The 16,345-nt window shown below is 71.3% G+C and carries 16 protein-coding genes; 12 read left to right on the top strand and 4 right to left on the bottom strand.

The genetic code is table 11. The features are described 5' to 3' along the window. Positions 1-40 precede the first annotated feature (40 nt). The 11 genes from ABGB01_RS31995 to ABGB01_RS31945 all read left to right on the top strand — a co-directional run bounded on the left by ABGB01_RS31995 (position 41) and on the right by ABGB01_RS31945 (position 12,530). On the top strand, positions 41-874 hold the full coding sequence (locus tag ABGB01_RS31995; RefSeq protein WP_347777225.1) for a hypothetical protein: 834 nt from the start codon (positions 41-43) through the stop codon (positions 872-874). Then, a complete protein-coding gene (locus tag ABGB01_RS31990) occupies positions 871-1,509 on the top strand; it encodes a hypothetical protein (RefSeq protein ID WP_347777224.1) in 639 nt (212 codons plus the stop codon). The genes ABGB01_RS31995 and ABGB01_RS31990 overlap by 4 nt, the downstream gene beginning before the upstream one ends. Before the next feature lie 27 nt (positions 1,510-1,536). Next, complete coding sequence (locus ABGB01_RS31985) at positions 1,537-2,289, top strand: protein phosphatase 2C domain-containing protein (protein WP_347777223.1); 753 nt, start codon at positions 1,537-1,539, stop codon at positions 2,287-2,289. A 226-nt stretch (positions 2,290-2,515) separates the two neighbouring features. Then, positions 2,516-3,382 carry a terpene synthase family protein gene (locus ABGB01_RS31980; RefSeq protein ID WP_347777222.1) on the top strand — a complete coding sequence of 289 codons (867 nt, stop codon included), beginning with the start codon at positions 2,516-2,518 and terminating at the stop codon, positions 3,380-3,382. A gap of 258 nt (positions 3,383-3,640) precedes the next feature. Beyond that, on the top strand, positions 3,641-4,234 hold the full coding sequence (locus ABGB01_RS31975) for an ATP/GTP-binding protein (protein ID WP_347777221.1): 594 nt from the start codon (positions 3,641-3,643) through the stop codon (positions 4,232-4,234). A gap of 23 nt (positions 4,235-4,257) precedes the next feature. Beyond that, complete coding sequence (locus ABGB01_RS31970) at positions 4,258-4,728, top strand: Lrp/AsnC family transcriptional regulator (RefSeq protein ID WP_347619415.1); 471 nt, start codon at positions 4,258-4,260, stop codon at positions 4,726-4,728. A gap of 131 nt (positions 4,729-4,859) precedes the next feature. Beyond that, positions 4,860-6,215: a glycosyltransferase 87 family protein gene (locus ABGB01_RS31965; protein ID WP_347777220.1), complete on the top strand. Its 1,356-nt coding sequence runs from the start codon at positions 4,860-4,862 to the stop codon at positions 6,213-6,215. 403 nt (positions 6,216-6,618) lie between these two features. After that, positions 6,619-8,811 (top strand): ATP-binding domain-containing protein, encoded by a 2,193-nt coding sequence (locus tag ABGB01_RS31960; protein WP_347777219.1) that lies wholly within the window; start codon positions 6,619-6,621, stop codon positions 8,809-8,811. A 733-nt stretch (positions 8,812-9,544) separates the two neighbouring features. Continuing rightward, on the top strand, positions 9,545-11,185 hold the full coding sequence (lnt, locus tag ABGB01_RS31955) for an apolipoprotein N-acyltransferase (protein ID WP_347777218.1): 1,641 nt from the start codon (positions 9,545-9,547) through the stop codon (positions 11,183-11,185). A 1-nt stretch (position 11,186) separates the two neighbouring features. Further along, a complete protein-coding gene (locus ABGB01_RS31950) occupies positions 11,187-11,936 on the top strand; it encodes a polyprenol monophosphomannose synthase (RefSeq protein ID WP_347777217.1) in 750 nt (249 codons plus the stop codon). Positions 11,937-12,026: 90 nt separating this feature from the next. Continuing rightward, complete coding sequence (locus ABGB01_RS31945; RefSeq protein WP_347777216.1) at positions 12,027-12,530, top strand: FxsA family protein; 504 nt, start codon at positions 12,027-12,029, stop codon at positions 12,528-12,530. A 57-nt stretch (positions 12,531-12,587) separates the two neighbouring features. Here ABGB01_RS31945 and ABGB01_RS31940 read toward each other — a convergent pair whose 3' ends face one another. From ABGB01_RS31940 to ABGB01_RS31930, 3 genes are all read right to left on the bottom strand, one after another. Then, the gene (locus tag ABGB01_RS31940; protein WP_132639740.1) at positions 12,588-12,932 is read right to left on the bottom strand and encodes an RNA polymerase-binding protein RbpA; all 345 of its coding nucleotides are present in this window, start codon (positions 12,930-12,932) and stop codon (positions 12,588-12,590) included. Between the two features lie 203 nt (positions 12,933-13,135). Beyond that, positions 13,136-13,762 carry a hypothetical protein gene (locus tag ABGB01_RS31935; protein WP_347777215.1) on the bottom strand — a complete coding sequence of 209 codons (627 nt, stop codon included), beginning with the start codon at positions 13,760-13,762 and terminating at the stop codon, positions 13,136-13,138. Between the two features lie 94 nt (positions 13,763-13,856). Further along, positions 13,857-14,366: a nuclear transport factor 2 family protein gene (locus tag ABGB01_RS31930; RefSeq protein ID WP_347777214.1), complete on the bottom strand. Its 510-nt coding sequence runs from the start codon at positions 14,364-14,366 to the stop codon at positions 13,857-13,859. A gap of 33 nt (positions 14,367-14,399) precedes the next feature. On the opposite strand from ABGB01_RS31930, the gene ABGB01_RS31925 reads away from it, so the two are divergent. Continuing rightward, the gene (locus ABGB01_RS31925; RefSeq protein WP_347777213.1) at positions 14,400-14,906 is read left to right on the top strand and encodes a helix-turn-helix domain-containing protein; all 507 of its coding nucleotides are present in this window, start codon (positions 14,400-14,402) and stop codon (positions 14,904-14,906) included. A gap of 4 nt (positions 14,907-14,910) precedes the next feature. Here the strand turns inward: ABGB01_RS31925 and ABGB01_RS31920 are convergent, their stop codons facing one another. Beyond that, the gene (locus ABGB01_RS31920) at positions 14,911-16,344 is read right to left on the bottom strand and encodes an MFS transporter (protein ID WP_347777212.1); all 1,434 of its coding nucleotides are present in this window, start codon (positions 16,342-16,344) and stop codon (positions 14,911-14,913) included. Position 16,345 lies beyond the last annotated feature (1 nt).

The raw sequence follows: 16,345 nt of genomic DNA, 5'->3' as shown, positions 1-16,345 counted from the left end.
CGGCTGGTGTCATTCGGCGTTCGCGCCGGCGGTGAGCCTGATGGTCTCGATGCTGTTGCTGGTGTCGGGGGCGGTGGGCGCGCTGCTGACATTCGTGGGCGCGACGACGGCGCCGGCGGGCGCGGCGTTCGTGGTCACGCTCATCATCGCGGTGTTCCTGACCGCCGTTCTCCGGATCGTCAGGGCCGTGCCCGACATCCGGCGGGAGAGCGCCGCGACGGCGCGGGCGGTGGCGAACGTGCAGGCGGTGAAGCCCGGTGACGACACCTTGGTGGGGCGCCGGCTGCGCCTGTTCAGGGAGGCGGCCGAGGCGGGCAACGACTGCGAGGCGGTGCTGAGCGCCCGCTCCGCGCTCGACGACAGCGAGATGGCCAACAAGCACCATCTCGACCACGCGCTCATCTGGGCGCTGCCCGTCTTCGGGTTCATCGGCACCGCCCTGACCATGGCCGGCATGGTCACCTCGTTCTCCAACGCCCTCGACGACCAGGGCGACCCCAGCGTGCTGATCGACGCGCTGAAGCAGCACGTGCTGCCCGAGCTGGCCTCGGCGTTCGGCGTCACCCTGATCGCGCTGTTCCTGAGCGTGGTCGCGTTCGGCGCGATGGCCCTGGTCGAGCGGGCCGAGCGGGCCAGCGTGGTGGCCGCAGACGACGTGTTCCTCATCTACATCGCGCGCCTGCCCGCCAAGCAGGCCGCTCCCGCCATGCACGGCCTCACTCAGGAGCTGGCCCAGTCCCGGCAGGAGATGGCCCAGACGAGGGGCAGGACCGAAGAGCTGGTCAAGGGCCTCGACGCGCTGCGCACCGCCGTCGAGCGGATGAGCGCGGCCGAGACCCGTCCGCAGAAGTACACCCTGGTGAGGGAGCCGTGAGGAAGCGGCCCTCCACCTCGTTCGCGCCGCCGCTCGACCTGCGCTTCATCGACCTGTTCATGGCCATCGTGCTGGCGCTGTCGTTCATCGCGATCATGCTGACCGTCGTGGCGCGGATGTTGCCTACGGAGGACGCCACGCCGCCCCAGCGGCAGCAGAAGACCGTGGCCCAGCTCGAACGCGAGCTCGACGCGGCCGTGGCGGCCCAGCGCAAGGCCGAGGCGGAACTGCGCACCACGCAGCAGCAGATCGCCGACCAGACCGCCTTCGCCCTGCCCTGGTGGCTCATCGGGTTCTGCGCGCTGCTCGGCGTGCTCGCCGTGTTCATGAACTGGCGGCTCCGGCTGTGGAGCAAGGGGAGCCTGCCCCGGCTGCGCACCTGGTTACTGGTGACCGTGGTGATCGCCGTGGTCACGGTGGTGATCAGGGAGCTGAGCGACCGCGACGGCTACCTGCTGCTCGCCGAGATCCCCTGGTGGGCGGCCGACGCCCTCTGCCTCGGGCTGCTGCTGGTCGCGTACGTGCTGATCACCGGCATCCGCGACAGCCAGGCCGAACTCAGGGAGATCCGGGCCCGGCCGGTGGGCGGCGCCGCCCCCGGCGAGGAGCGCCGGCGCGTGCCGTCCGCCCGCTGACCGGGCGGGTGTGGCACAGTCGCTGCCATGTTCACTGAGGTCACGTACGCCACCAGCGCCGGTTCTCCGCGCAGGAACGAGGACCTGGTGATCGCCGGGCCGTCGTGGATCGTCGTGCTCGACGGGGCCACCGCGGCGGCCGGGGTGGACAGCGGGTGCGCGCACGACGTCCCGTGGCTCGTGGCGCGGCTCGGGGGAGCGCTGGCGGCGCGGCTGGCCACCGGCCAGGGCGACACGCTGGCCGCGATCCTGGAGTCCTCCATCGAGGAACTGGCGGCGGCCCACGGCGGCGGCTGCGACCTGGGCAACCCCGACTCGCCGTCCTCGACGGTGGCGATGGTGCGGGCGGATCGCGGGCGGGTCGACTACCTCGTGCTGGGGGATTCGCCGGTCGTGTGTTCCCTCGCCGACGGCGGGACCCTGGCGGTGGTCGACGACCGGCTCGAGCGGTTGCCGGGCGGGCGGCCGTACTCGCTGGAGCTGGTGCGGCGGATGCGCAACGCGCCCGGCGGCTTCTGGGTGGCGGGCGCGCGCCCCGAGGCGGCCAGGGAGAGCGTGTGCGGGGCGGTGGCCGCCACCGGGGTGGCGGTGCTCACCGACGGGGCGGCGAGACTCGTCGACTGGTACGGATGGAGGTGGGCGGACGTGCCGGCGGCGCTGGCCGACCAGGGGCCCGCCGCGCTGATCGCGGCCGTGCGGGAGTTGGAGTCGGCCCGCGGGCCGGTGTCCGGCAAGCCGCACGACGACGCCACCGTGGCCTGGGGACGCCTGGACGGCTAGACCTGCCCGGGCCTTCGCCCAGGACGCCCGGGGCCGGCCGGGATCCGCTGCCGGGCGCGGGCCGGCCAGAGGAGTGTCGCCCGCAGTCAACGGAGCGGGCTGATCGGCCACGCTGCTGATACCTTGATCGCACGCGCACGATCATGAAACAATTCGGTAACAGGATATATAGCCGGATATTGGGGGTCGTCGCCCATGATCCGCGAGCCGATCGAGCGGCCCTAGGATGCGCGACGACGAGCTGAACGAGGCGTTCGAGCTCGGGCGGACATGCGCGCTGGCCGCCGAATGCGGCAGAGACCTGCGACGGTGCGCGGAGATGTACAGCGGGCTGTTCCCCGCGGCGGCCTTCGACGCGGAGTGCTACAACGCCCTCACTCTCACCACGGCCTTCAGCGCGCCCTGGGCCGGCGCCGATCGCCTGAAGGTGGTCAACAGGGCCGCCCTGTGGGTGAAGGCCGTCGACCGGCTGGTCAACCACAGCGCGATCACCCGGGAGCAGGTCGACCGCGTGGTCCGCGAGTGCCTGTCCGTCGCCGACGGCGCCGTGCCCCGGTCGGCGGCCACCCGTTTCCTTGCCGACCTGCGCGACGAGCTGGCCACCGCCCGGGAGTTCGGCGAGCTGCGGTGGCTCTGGCGCGACCAGCTCGCCAGGATGCTGGCGTGCATGGTCAGGGCGTGGGTGTGGCGCGACGGGAACGCCGTGCCGACGCTGGAGCGCTACCTCGACAACGCCGACAGCCGCGGCTCGTGCTTCGTCGACCTGTCGCACTGGATCTACACCGCCGACCGCTGGGCCAGGGCGCACCTGGAGGACCTGCGGGACGTCAGCAGGCTGGTCCAGCGCTACCTGCACCTGCTCGGCGACGTCACCTCCTACCGCAAGGACGTGAGCTGGGGCGATCTGAACGTGTTGTCGCTCGGCGTCAGCAGCACCGAGGTGAGGGAGGCGATGGCCGGGCTGGCGCGCGAGGCCGCGGGCCTCATCGAGCCGGTACGGGAGCGCAGCCCGCGCACCGCCATCTACCTGCGAAGACAGATCGGCTTCACCGCCGGCATCAACGGAATTTCGGACTTCGACCGGACAGCGTAAAAGACTTGTCGGATTCCTTGACAGGCGAGCTTGACACTGGCCCGGCAGTATCGGCGAATAAGGGCGTTATGGGCAACAAACCGTGACATTTTGTTTCTTGTAAAAGCTTGCGGCTTGAGAGGAAAATGTGGCGTTGCTAGGGTGTCTCGATGCCAGGCATGTGGATCGACCTCCTCAACGCGCCTTGACAGGTACCACTGACCACGGCACCACAGGGGCGGGGTTGTGCATGCGCGGGAGAGGTACAGGCGGTGCTGGATGGAATTCGGTCACACTGACCGTTGGCGGCTTCCCACGGCGATCAAGATTCTGATCGCCGGGGGCTTCGGCGCGGGGAAGACCACCATGGTCGGAGCCGTGTCCGAGACCCGGCCCCTGCGCACGGAAGAGGCGCTCACCCATATCGGGGCGCACATCGACGACCTCGCGGGCGTCGAGCGCAAGCTCACCACCACCGTGGCCATGGACTTCGGCCGCATCACGATCCGCAACGACTACATGCTCTACCTGTTCGGCACCCCCGGCCAGGAACGGTTCTGGTTCGTCTGGGACGAGCTGGCCGTGGGCGCGCTCGGCGCCGTCGTGCTGGCCGACACCCGCCGCCTCGACGACTGTTTCCCCTCCGTCGACTATTTCGAGAAGCGCGACCAGCCGTTCATCGTGGCGCTCAACTGCTTCGAAGGCAGCAGGCCCTTCACCGTCGGAGAGGTGCGCTCGGCGATCGGCCTGGAGCCGGACGTCCCCATCGTGCTCTGCGACGCCCGCAGGCGCGACTCCGGCAGGGAGGTGCTCATCACGCTGATGGAGCACGCGATCCGCAGGGGCGTCTCCCCGGTCGGGACCATGTCGTGACCATGACCGGCTACCTTTGACCGGTGGAGGAAATCGACCGCCGGATCGTCACGCTGCTGGCCCGCGACGGCCGCATGAGCTTCACCGATCTGGCCAGGGAGACCGGGCTCTCGGTCTCGGCCGTGCACCAGCGCGTACGCAGGCTCGAGAAACGAGGAGTCGTCCGCGGATACGCCGCGATCATCGACCATGACGCCGTCGGGCTGCCGATGACCGCGTTCGTGTCGATCAAGCCGATCGACCCCGCCGCCCCCGACGACGCCCCGGACCGGCTGGCGCACCTGACGGCCATCGAGGCGTGCCACAGCGTGGCGGGTGACGAAAGCTACATCCTGAAGGTCCGCGTGGCCTCGCCGGTGGCGCTCGAAGACCTGCTGCAGCAGATCCGGGCCTCGGCCAACGTCTCGACCCGGACCACGGTCGTGCTGAGCACCCCCTACGAGCACCGCGCCCCCGAGCTGGCCGGCGAAGCCGCCGCGGAACGCACCGGCTGACCCCGTCCCGCCGGGGGATTCGCGTGAGGCCCTCGCCGGCGAGGCACGCCAGGGGAGCCGGAGATCGGCGCCTTCCGGGGGAGCGTGGCCGATGATGTGGACGTGTCCCTGTCGGGGGAGACGCCGCGGACGTGGCGGGGAATGCGAGGCGGGCGATGGGGGAGTCCGGACGGCGGGGCCCGGCAGTCGCCGCGTTGCTCGCCGTCCAGGCGGCGGTGCTGGCCGCGATCTTCCAAGCGCCCCCCGGCAGCACCCTGGTGGGGTGGTACGCGATCACGTGGGCGTTGTTCGGGGCCGCGGTGTGGGTGTCGCGCGGCGTGCCGGGACCGGCGGCGGGAAGGCTGGTGCTGGCGGGCGGCCTGGCCATGATCGCCACCGGGCTGCTCGGGCCTCCGGCGACCAGCACCGACTCCTTCCGCTACGCCTGGGACGGCCGCGTCCAGTCGGCCGGCATCTCGCCCTACGACCACGCCCCGGCCGACCCCGCGCTCGCCTCGCTCCGGGACCCGTGGCTGTTCCCCCGCTGCTCGGAGGGGCACTTCTACCCGATCGAAGGGGGCGCGTGCACGAGGATCAACAGGCCGTCCGCGCACACGATCTACCCGCCGCTGGCGGAGGCGTACTTCATGGTGGTGGACCGGCTGTCGCCCGGCGACACCCGGCACAAGCCGCTCCAGGTCGCCGGTGCGCTGCTGGCCGCGGGCACGCTGCTGGTCCTGCTGCGCGGGAGCGATGGCCGGCGGGCCGCGTACTGGGCGTGGTGCCCGGCCGTTCCCATGGAGGCGGTGAACAACGCCCATGTCGACATGCTCGCCGTCGCCGCCGTGGTGCTCGCCCTCGGCGGGCGGGCGGCGCCCTTCTTGCGGGGGGTGCTGCTCGGCGGGGCGATCGCGGTCAAGCTGGTGCCTGCCGTGGTGCTGCCCGGTGCACTGTCCGGGGCGCTGTCGAGCGGCCGGGCGGCACGGCGGGCCGTGGGGACGACGGCGCTCGCCGTTCTCGTCGTGGCCGCCGCCTACCTGCCCTACGTCCTGGTGTCGCGGGGTTCGGTGCTGGGCTACCTGTCCGGGTACGTGGCCGAGGAGGGTTACGACGAGGCCGGGGCGCGCGACCGCTACGGGCTGCTGCGGCTGGTGCTTCCCGATTCCTGGGCCGTGCCCGCCGTCCTCCTCGTCATGGCGGCGGTGACGTTCCACGTCGTCACGCGCGGCGATCCGGACCGGCCGTGGCGGGGCGCGCTGGTGGTCACCGGGACGGCGTTCCTGCTGCTGACCCCCGGATATCCGTGGTACGCGCTGCTGATCGTCGCCCTGGTGGCCCTGGACGGCCGCTGGGAGTGGCTCGGCGTCCCCCTGGCGGGCGCGGTGGCCTACCTCGCCCCGGCGGCGGGCACGCCCGCCTACGCCGCCGCCGGGGCGGTGGTCCTGGTGGGCGCCGTTCTCCGCGGGTCAGGCACGGCTCCGGTGGGCGCCGCCCACGGCCGCCCGTAGCGGGCGCCCGGGCACGCCGGGCTCCCGCCGTGTGTGTCGTGTGGTGCACGCTGTACGTGCTGTGGATGACCGGGCGCAGGAGTGACTCCTCCGCTCCCAGAAGAGAGCGGCTTCTCGCCCGCCTGCGCGGGCGGCGGCGAACGGGATACCCGCTACGCGGCGGATCGCTGATAATCCGAGAGTCGCAGTGAACGGGACGAAGTGATGGGAGTGCTGCACCAGGCGTGCTAATGTCATCGTTTGTCGTAACAACAAGCAGAATGGCCCGGAGTGTCCCATTAACCACATTAATGGTCAGACGGTAACGCGTCAAACGGAACGCGCCAGAGAGCAGGCGTACGTCACCCGCCTCTATGACCGTCTCGACGAGCTGCGCGAGCGCACCCAGCGACAGCTGAAGGAGGTGCTGGCCAGCGGCGCCGTCGGCACGATGCAGAACAGGTCGGAGCGCGACACGTTCGCCGAGATGTACGCCGTGAGGCTCGCCCGGCTCTGGGCGGTCGAGCGCGGCCTGGTCTTCGGCCGGCTCGACCACGTCGACGAGGGCCGCCTCTACATCGGCAAGCTCGGCCTCACCGACGACGAGCAGCAGCGCCTGCTGATCGACTGGCGGGCGCCGGTCGCGCAGCCGTTCTACCGCGCCACACCCGCCGCCCCGATGGGCGTGACCAGGCGTCGCCACCTGCAGACCAAGGGCCGCGCGGTGGTCGGCGTCGACGACGACCTGCTCGACCTCGACTCGCTCACCGACGACGACCGGGCCACGCTCAACGGCGAGGCGGCCCTGCTGGCCGCGCTGGACGAGCGGCGCACGGGCCGCATGCGCGACATCGTGGCCACCATCCAGTCCGAGCAGGACCGCGTCATCCGCGGCGACCTGAACGGGGTCCTGGTCGTGCAGGGCGGCCCCGGCACCGGCAAGACCGTCGTGGCCCTGCACCGCGCCGCGTACCTGCTCTACACGCACAGGGAGCGGCTGGAGCGCAGGGGTGTGCTGATCCTCGGGCCCAACCTCACGTTCCTGCGCTACATCGAGCAGGTCCTGCCCTCGCTCGGCGAGAACGACGTGCTGCTGTCCACGGTCGGCGAGCTCTATCCCGGCGTCACCGCCACCGCCCGCGAGCGGGCCGAGGTGGCGGCGCTGAAGGGGGACGCACGGATGGCCGCGGTGATCGCCAAGGCCGTACGCGACCGGCAGCGGGTGCCGCGCAAGCCCGTCGAGCTCACCCTCGGCCGCCTCACCCTCACCATCGACCGCGCCATGCTCGACGCGGCCAGGAACAAGGCGACCCGCTCGCGCCGCCCGCACAACCAGGCCCGCGCGGTGTTCGTCAGGTCGCTGCTCAACGCGCTGGCCCGGCAGCAGGCCCGCAAGATAGGCAAGGGGCTCATCGACGAGGACGACCTGGCCGACATGCGCGAGGAGCTGCGTACCGAGCCGGTCGTCAAGTCCGCGCTCAACCGGCTGTGGCCGTATCTCACCCCGCAACGCCTCCTGCTCGGCCTGTACGGCTCGCCCGAGCGCCTGGAGTACGCGGCCTCGTCCCTCACCCCCGGCGAGCGTGCGCTGCTGCGCCGGGACGGCGGCGCGTGGACCGAGTCCGACGTGCCGCTGCTCGACGAGGCGGCCGACCTGCTCGGCGACATCGACGAGCAGGTGCTGCGCGCCAGCGCCATGCAGGCGGAGGAGGAACTGGCCGCCGCCAGGCAGGCCGAGGAGAGCGAGCGCGAGGCCGAACTCGCCTACGCCCGGGAGGTCCTGGAGCTGACGGGCCTGTCCGACGTCATGGAGGCCGAGCGCCTCGCCGAACGCCAGCGTGGCGACGGCCCTCACCTCACCACCGCCGAGCGCGCCGCCGCCGACCGCACCTGGGCCTACGGGCACGTGATCGTGGACGAGGCGCAGGAGTTGTCGCCGATGGCCTGGCGGGCCGTCATGCGGCGCTGCCCCACGCGTTCGATGACGATCGTCGGCGACATCGCGCAGACCGGCTCGGCGGCCGGCGCGCGCTCCTGGGCGGAGGTGCTCGACCCTTACGTGGCCGGGCGCTGGCGCCAGGAGGGGCTGAGCGTCAACTACCGCACGCCGGTGGAGCTGATGGCGGTCGCGGCGCGCGTCCTGGCCACCGTCGACCCCGCGCTCGAGGCCCCGGTGTCCGTCCGCGAGCTGGGCGTGCAACCCTGGTCGGCGCCGCTCTCCGCGCTGGCCGAGCTGGTCAAGGCCGAGGTGGGCGAGGGCGGCAAGATCGCCGTGGTGGTGCCCGACAGGTTGCTCGCCACGCTCGGCGCCGAGGTCGCCGCGGCCGTGGCCGGCACCGTGGTGGTGACGCCGGGGGCCGGCCGGGCGAAGGGTGCGGAGGCGCTCGACGCGCCGGTGGCCGTGATGGGGGTGACGGACGCGAAGGGGCTGGAGTTCGACTCGGTCATCGTGGCCGAGCCCGACCTCATCGCCGCCCAGTCGCCACGAGGGCCGAGCGACCTGTATGTTGCTCTCACCCGTGCCACGCAACGGCTCGGCGTCGTGCACGAGCAGCCGCTCTCCGAGGCGCTGAAGGGCCTGCCCGGCCGCTCGCAGGTGCCCGCAAAGGGGCTTTGATCCGCTTTACCGCGGGCCGCCGATCATGTACCACCTGCGAAAACTTGATGTTTCTGCTGATCGGGACACGGTTGACATCTGAGGTGGAGTCGGTAGTTTGCTGCGCAGTCCAGCACGGGACTTGGCCGGTTGGCCGTCTCTGACATCGCCGGATCCTGCGTCCGTGACGGAGTGTGACTTCGTCCACACAGCCAGGTGCAGGGCCGTCGGTCCGTCGAGTCGGGGCACCCCAACCGGGCGGGGGGTTGGACCCGGGACGGGCCCGGGAGCCCAGTAGACAACGGAATTCCGCGCTCGCCGCCGACGAGACGGGTCCGGTCCGAAGGGTTTCCGGGCCCTCTTCCCGTTCTCGTGCGCAGGACCGCCGTGCGCCGGGTGGTCCCGTCACCCGCGGGATCACCCTGCCGCGACCGCCCGCCTTTTTTCGATCTCCCCGCGCCGCGCTGCATGAAGTGGGGCCGTGGGACGGTAGCGTTTTCGCAAGCAGGCGTGCGATGACGGCGGAGGAGACCCCGGAGTGGTTCAGGACAGAACGAGCCTACCGCCCACACCCGGGCGCGACTCGACCCCTGGCGGTGGTCACGCCCCTGCCGCCGCGTCGCCCCAGCCCGAACCCGAGTCCGAGTCCAAGCCCGGGGCCGGGCCTGAACTGACGTCCCAGTCCCTGGCTGAGCCCGGGCCCGGGCTTGAGTCCGGGCTTGAATCCGGGCCCGCGTCCGAGGTGAGCCAGGGCGTGCGGGGCCGCGGCGTGAGCGAGGGTGGCGAGGCGCGCGGGACGCGGGGCGAAGCCGAGGCCGTGACCGGTGACGGCGTGCCGGCGAAGGGTGGGCCCAGGGCCGCAGGCGAGCCGGGACGCGAGCCGCGGCGCGTGCTGGCGGCCAGGGTCGCGGCGGCCGTGGTCGGCGGGCTGGCGCTGTTCGCCGCCTTCCCGCCGCTCGACTGGTGGTGGCTGGCACCGCTGGGCATCGCCTTGATCGTCGCCTCCCTCCACGGCACCCGCCCCAGGAGGGCCGCCTGGCTCGGCTACGTGGGCGCCGCGGCGTTCCTGTTCCCCGGCGTGGCGTGGGTGCGCACGATCGGCGACGACGTCTGGCTCATGCTCGTCGGCGCGGAGAGCCTCTTCTACGCCGCCATGGCCGCCGCGGCGGCGCTCGTGTTCCGCCTGCCCGGCTGGCCGGTGTGGTTCGGCGGCCTGTGGGTGGCCATGGAATGGCTGCGCGGCCTGGTGCCCTTCGGCGGGTTCCCGTGGGCGCGGGTGGGTTTCAGCCAGGGGGAGTCGCTGTTCACGACCTACGCGGCGCTGGGCGGCGTGCCGCTGGTGTCGTTCGCCGTCGTGTTGTGCGGCGCCCTGCTGGCCCACGCCTTCCTGTCGCGTGGCGGGCACGCGCTCTGGCGCAGGGCGGCTCCCGTGGCGCTGGCCCTGGCCGTGCCCGTGCTGAGCCTGGCCGTGCCGAGGCCGGGCGACGAGGGCCGTACGGTCAACATCGGCATCGTGCAGGGCAACGTGCCCGGCCGGGGCATGAACGTGCTCGGCGACGAGCCCGCCGTCGTCCTGCGCAACCACGCGAACGAGACCAAGCGCCTGGCCCAGGCCGTACGCGAGGGCAAACTCCCCAAGCCCGACCTGGTCGTCCTGCCGGAGAACTCCACCGACATCGACCCCTACCGCGACCAGTTCGCCCGGGAGACCATCCACGACTCCGTTCGGGACATCGGGGTTCCCACGCTCGTCGGCGCGGTCGTGGCGATCGGCGACGAGCACCGCGCCACCCGCAGCCTCGTGTGGGACCCGGTGACCGGAGCGGGCGACTACTACGACAAGCAGCACCTGGTGCCGTTCGGGGAGTTCACGCCCCTCAAGGACATCGTGCTGGCCCTGTGGGAACGGGCCGGACTGGTGGGCCGCCAGTCGGTGCCGGGCGACAAGCCGGGCGACCTGAGGATGGGGCCGGTGACGATCGGCGCGGTCAACTGTTACGAGGTGGCCTACGACGGCACCGTGCGCGAGACCGTGCGTGCCGGGGGCACCCCCCTCGTGGTGCAGACCAACAACGCCAGCTACGCCCTGTCCAACCTGCCGCCGCAGCAGTTGGCGATGTCGAAGCTGCGGGCGGTGGAGCACAACAGGGCCGTCGTGACCGCGGCCACCACAGGGATCTCCGCGTTTGTCACGCCTGACGGTAAGGTCTCCTGGCAGACCCGCGAACTGGTCGCGGACATGAACGTGGTCAAGGTGCCCGTACGCACTGAGAAAACGCTTGCAACCAGGGTGGGGGCGTTTCCTGAGTGGGCATTGATGGTGATGGGAGCGGCGGCGGCCGGAGTCGCCGCGTGGCGTGGCAGGCGGCGAGAAGACCGGATGAGGAACGACTGACATGGAGACTCTCGGCCGGGTGCTCGTCGTCGTGCCGACATACAACGAGCGCGACAACCTTCCCAAGATCGTCGAGCGGCTGCGGACCGCCGTGCCGACGGCCCACGTGCTCGTGGCCGACGACAACAGCCCCGACGGCACCGGCGAGATCGCCGACGGGCTGGCCGCCGGCGACGACCACGTGCACGTCCTGCACCGGCCCGGCAAGCAGGGCCTCGGCGCCGCGTACATCGCCGGGTTCCGCTGGGGCCTGGACGAAGGCTACGACGTGCTGGTCGAGATGGACGCCGACGGCTCGCACCAGCCGGAGGAGCTGCCCAAGCTGCTGGAGGCGCTGGCCGACGGGGCCGACCTGGCGATCGGCTCCCGCTACGTGCCCGGTGGCAAGGTGGTCAACTGGCCGCACCGGCGCGAGATGTTGTCCAAGGGCGCCAACATCTACACGAGGGTCATGCTCGGCCTGCCCGTGCGCGACGCGACCGCCGGGTTCCGCGCCTACCGCTCGGCCACGCTGGACAAGGTGGGGCTGGCGGGAGTGGAGTCGCAGGGCTACTGCTTCCAGGTCGACCTGACGCTGCGCACGTCACGGCACGGGCTGCGGGTGGTCGAGGTGCCGATCACGTTCGTGGAGCGTACGGTCGGCAAGAGCAAGATGAGCGGCAAGGTCATGTCCGAGGCGTTGTGGCGGATCGGGCTGTGGGGTGTCACGGGCCTGCCCAAACGTTTGCGCGGCAGGCGAGGCCACGACTAGGGCGAGGATCACCGATCTCGGACGCGGCGGAACGGTTCGGCGGCGCCGCGCGTTGTTCCTGCTGTACGCGCGTGTGGAATCGAGGAAACGATGCGGCTGCTGCTCTTCCTGCCCTTCCTGCTCTTCCCGGTCCTGGAGATCTGGCTGATGTTCCAGGTCGGGGCCGCGATCGGCGGGCCGGCGACCGTGGCCCTGCTCATCGCCGGCAGCCTGCTGGGGGCCTGGCTGATGCGGCGCGAGGGACGCAGGGCCTGGCGCGTCCTTCAGGAGTCGATGCAGACGGGGCGCATGCCCGAGCGCGAGCTGGCCGACAGCGGCCTGATCCTGGTGGGCGGCGGGCTGCTGCTGGTGCCGGGCTTCGTCACCGACGTCCTCGGGCTGGCCTGCGTCCTGCCGGTGACCCGGCCGCTGATGCGCCGCCTGGGCTCGTCGTTCTTCGAACGCAGGGTGAAGCGCATGGCCGCCGCCTCCCCCTACGCCGGCATGTTCCCGCCGGGTGGTGACTTCCCCGGCACCGCCTCTCCCGATGAGGGCGCGCCGAAGGGCGCCCAGGTGGTGCACGGCGAGGTGATCCGGGAAGACCGCGAATCCTGACGTTTCCGCGCGAGAAAACCCCCGGGCGCCGCCCGGGGGTTTCACCGTGAGAGGAGATCAGGCGCTCTTACGACGCTGGGCTCGCAGCACGGCGAGCCGCTCGTTGAGCACCTCCTCGAGATCTTCGATGGATCGCCGCTCCAGGAGCATGTCCCAGTGTGTCCGCGGCGGTTTGGTCTTCTTCGATTCCGGCTGCTCGCCGTCCACGCGGACGGCGGTCGCACCGCACATGCGGCACTCCCACGTCGCGGGGATCTCAGCCTCGGCGGCAAGCGGAACCTCGAAGCAATGCCCCTTAGGACAGGTGTAGGACACCTCCTGGCGTGGGGCCAGATCCGTGTTACGGTCGTTTTCGTAGCTGGTTGCCCCGAGCCGGGTGCCACGAAGCGCGCGCTCGCCCATGTTTCAATGCCTCCTACAGGGCCCCCATGCGTGGGGGGTCTGTCTCCCACGGTGTCTAACGCTTGGTACCGTGATGGGATTCCCACCCGTGGGGTGATCCAATCGCGCTTGGGGCCTCGGTTCTTCCTGCGAGGCCCGGCCGCGGGTCTCCTGGCCGGGCGGTTCGGGGGTTCCGGGCCAGCTCAGCGCGTACGCACCGCGTTTCAGCCGGTTGCTCGGCCCGTGACCGCTTTCCCGCGACGCCCGCTCACGATCGCCGCCGCGAGCCACAGCGCGCCGGCCATGATGAGGGCGCCGTGCGCGATGCGCAGCGGATACGGCCCGAAGAACTGCGGGATGAACAGCACGAATCCGAGTGCCGGCACCGTCCCGCTCCACTTGGGCAGCGTTCCTGACCGCCAGACGGACACCGCGGCCATCACCGTGCCGGCGGCGAGCAGGACGAGCCCGGCCGCGAACATGCTGACGGGGACGGCCCCGAACCTGAACTCCGCCGCCAGCTCCGTCAGCGCGGGCGCCTGGTCGCGCAGGGAGCGCCGGGCGATCACGTGGAGCCCGAACGTCTCCGCGCCGTAATAGGGGAGTGTCAGGCCCGCGCCTGCCCAGGTCACCGCCGCGGCCCGCAGCGACAGCCGGTCGCCGAGCACCTGGTGCAGCCCGAGCACCGCCAGGCCGAGCAGGACGAACCCGATCATCGCGGCGGAATGCCCGGCGACCCAGGCGGAGGAGGCCATGGCCGCGGCATCGTCGCCCGAGGGGCGGATCGCGGGATAGAGGAAGAAGAGGATCCCTGCCGCGGCGAACGCCGCGGCGACCGGTTTGGTGGACATCAGTGCTCCTTGAAATGTGCTCCGCTCTTGTGTGAGAGCAATGCTCTCCACTTGCGAGGCTCATGTCAAGAGCACTGCTCTCGATTGAGATCGGCTATCTTCTGCCTCGCCGGGTCACCAGCGGCACCAGTGTCCTGTCGCCCAGCCGGGTCATCGCCGCCAGCGGCCTGACGGCGGCGCCGACCAGCAGTGCCAGGCCCGGCCTGCCGGACGCGCGGGCCATGCCGGGGCCCAGCGCGCCCATCAGCGCGGTCAAGGCGGGCAGCGGCCGGATGAACAGGGTGATGTCGCTGACCAGACCGTCGTCGTCCACCTCGACGACGGCGGCCTCGTGGATCTCCAGGCTCCCCAGGCGGGCGGTCGCGGTCAGCGCGCGCGTCCGGTCGTCGCCGATGTCGCTGTGGTAGCGCATGCCGGACAGGACGCTCAGCACGACGGAGAACAGCTCGCCCACCTGGTCCTTGCCCTCGAAGGTGGCCCCGGCGCTGAGCGGGGAGTGCAGGGTCACGTCGGCGGCGAGCGTGGTCATGAGCGCGTCGAGGTCGTGGGCCTCGCCGGCCCGGCGGTAGGCCGCGGCTGGTGAGGCCTGAATATGAACTGTCATGAGTACACTTTATCAACCCACTATCCTGGGTCCATGAACAGGTTCGGTGAGATGCACTGCTCCATCGCCCAGGCCGTCGGGGTGGTCGGCGAGCCATGGACGCCGCTGATCCTGCGCGACCTGTTCCTCGGGCTGCGCAGGTTCGACGATCTGGCGGCGGACCTGGGCATCTCCCGCAACCTCCTGGCCGGCCGCCTGGAGCGTCTGGTGGCGGCGGGGGTGGTGGAGAAGCGCCCCTACCAGGAGCGGCCGGTGCGCCACGAGTACGTCCTCACGGAGGCGGGCCGCGACATCGTGCCCGCCCTGACGACCCTGATGGCCTGGGGCGATCGCTGGTCCACCCCGCCGGGCGGCCCGCCCGCGCTGCTGGTGCACTCCTGTGGCGAGCGTTTCACGCCCGTGGTCACCTGCCCGCACTGCGGCGGGGAGGTCACCGCCGGCACGGTGACGGCCGTGCCCGGCCCTGGAGCGTCCCAGGGGCCGGGCACGATGCTCGTCGGCACTCGGGCCGCCGGTGGCGCCGGAGGGGGCGCCGGCTGAGCGCTCAGATGCGCTCGGGCACCTCGTTGCCCGCGGCGCGGATGGCCTTGGGCAGGTTGGTCAGGGCCAGGAGCACGAAACCGAGCACGAAAAAGATAATCATGGAGACGATGGCGATGCGGTAACTGTTGGTGAGCTGCAGCGCCACCGTCACCGTCAGCGAGCCGATGAACGCCGAGCCCTTGTCGCTGATCTGCAGCAGGCTGAAGTATTCGGCCTCGCGCCCCTTCGGGATCACCTGCGAGAACAACGAGCGCGACAGCGCCTGGGTGCCGCCGAGCACGATCGCGATCGCGAACGCCATCAGGTAGAACTGCAGGGCCTGCCTCTCACCGACGAACATGGCCACCACCACGATCGCGGTCCACACCACCAGGCTGGCCAGCACCGTGCGCTTGGTGCCGAAGACGCCCGCCAGCCGCCCGAGCAGCAGCGCGCCGAAGAACGCCACGAACTGCACCATCAGGATCGCGCTGATCTGCACGGTCTTGTCCAGCTTGAGAGCCTCGGAGGCGAAGGCCGCGCTGTTGCCGATGACCGTCTGCACGCCGTCGTTGTAGACGAGGTAGGCCACCAGGAACAGCAACGTCAGCGGGTAGCGGCGCAGCTCGGCCAGCGTGCGGCCGAGCTGGCGGAAGCTGCCTCCGGCCGAGCGCAGCGCCGTGGTCTCGTGCGCGGGCACCGGCCGGTTGCGCAGCCGCAGCAGCGGGACGACGGTGAAGATGGCCCACCACAGTCCCGCCGACATCATGCTGATGCGCACCGCCATGCCCTCGGCCAGCCCCAGGCTCTCGTGCTGCAGGTAGAGCACCAGGTTGAGAGCCAGCAGCAGGCCGCCGCCGAGATAGCCGATGGCCCAGCCGCGCGAGGAGACCGTGTCGCGTTCGGCCGGGGTGGAGATCTGCGGCAGGAACGAGTCGTAGACGACGACCGAGGAGCCGTAGGCCAGGTTGGCCACGACGAACAGCACGCCGCCGAGCATGTAGCGGTCACCCTCGACGAAGTACAGGCCCATGGTGGCCAGCGCGCCGACGTAGGCGAAACCGCCGAGCATCTCCCGCTTACGCCCGGTGTGGTCGGCCAGCGCGCCCACGATGGGCAGGAACAGGATCTGCAGCAGCACCGCGACCGTCATGATCAGCCCGAAGAACGCGGCCGGCCTGATGCCGGCGCCGAGCACGTCGACGTACCCCAGCCCGGGGTTGGCGATCACCAGGTCGTCGAAGGCGGCCACGCACTGGCCGGAGGCCATGCCGGGGAAGTCCTGGGCGCAGGCGGCGGTCTTGGCGACCGGGATGAGGTAGGGGCCGAGGAAGACCGAGATGATCGTGGTGTAGAAGGCGGAGTTGGCCCAGTCGTAGAGGTACCAGCCGCGTTGCTCGCGCCGGCGGGCTGCGGGGGAGTCGTCGAGGGCCCCGGGGGGTGCGGGTGCGGGCATG

The organism is Nonomuraea sp. B5E05 (assembly GCF_039880665.1).
Taxonomy (GTDB): Bacteria; Actinomycetota; Actinomycetes; order Streptosporangiales; family Streptosporangiaceae; genus Nonomuraea.
This window is presented reverse-complemented; position numbering and strand designations above follow the sequence as displayed.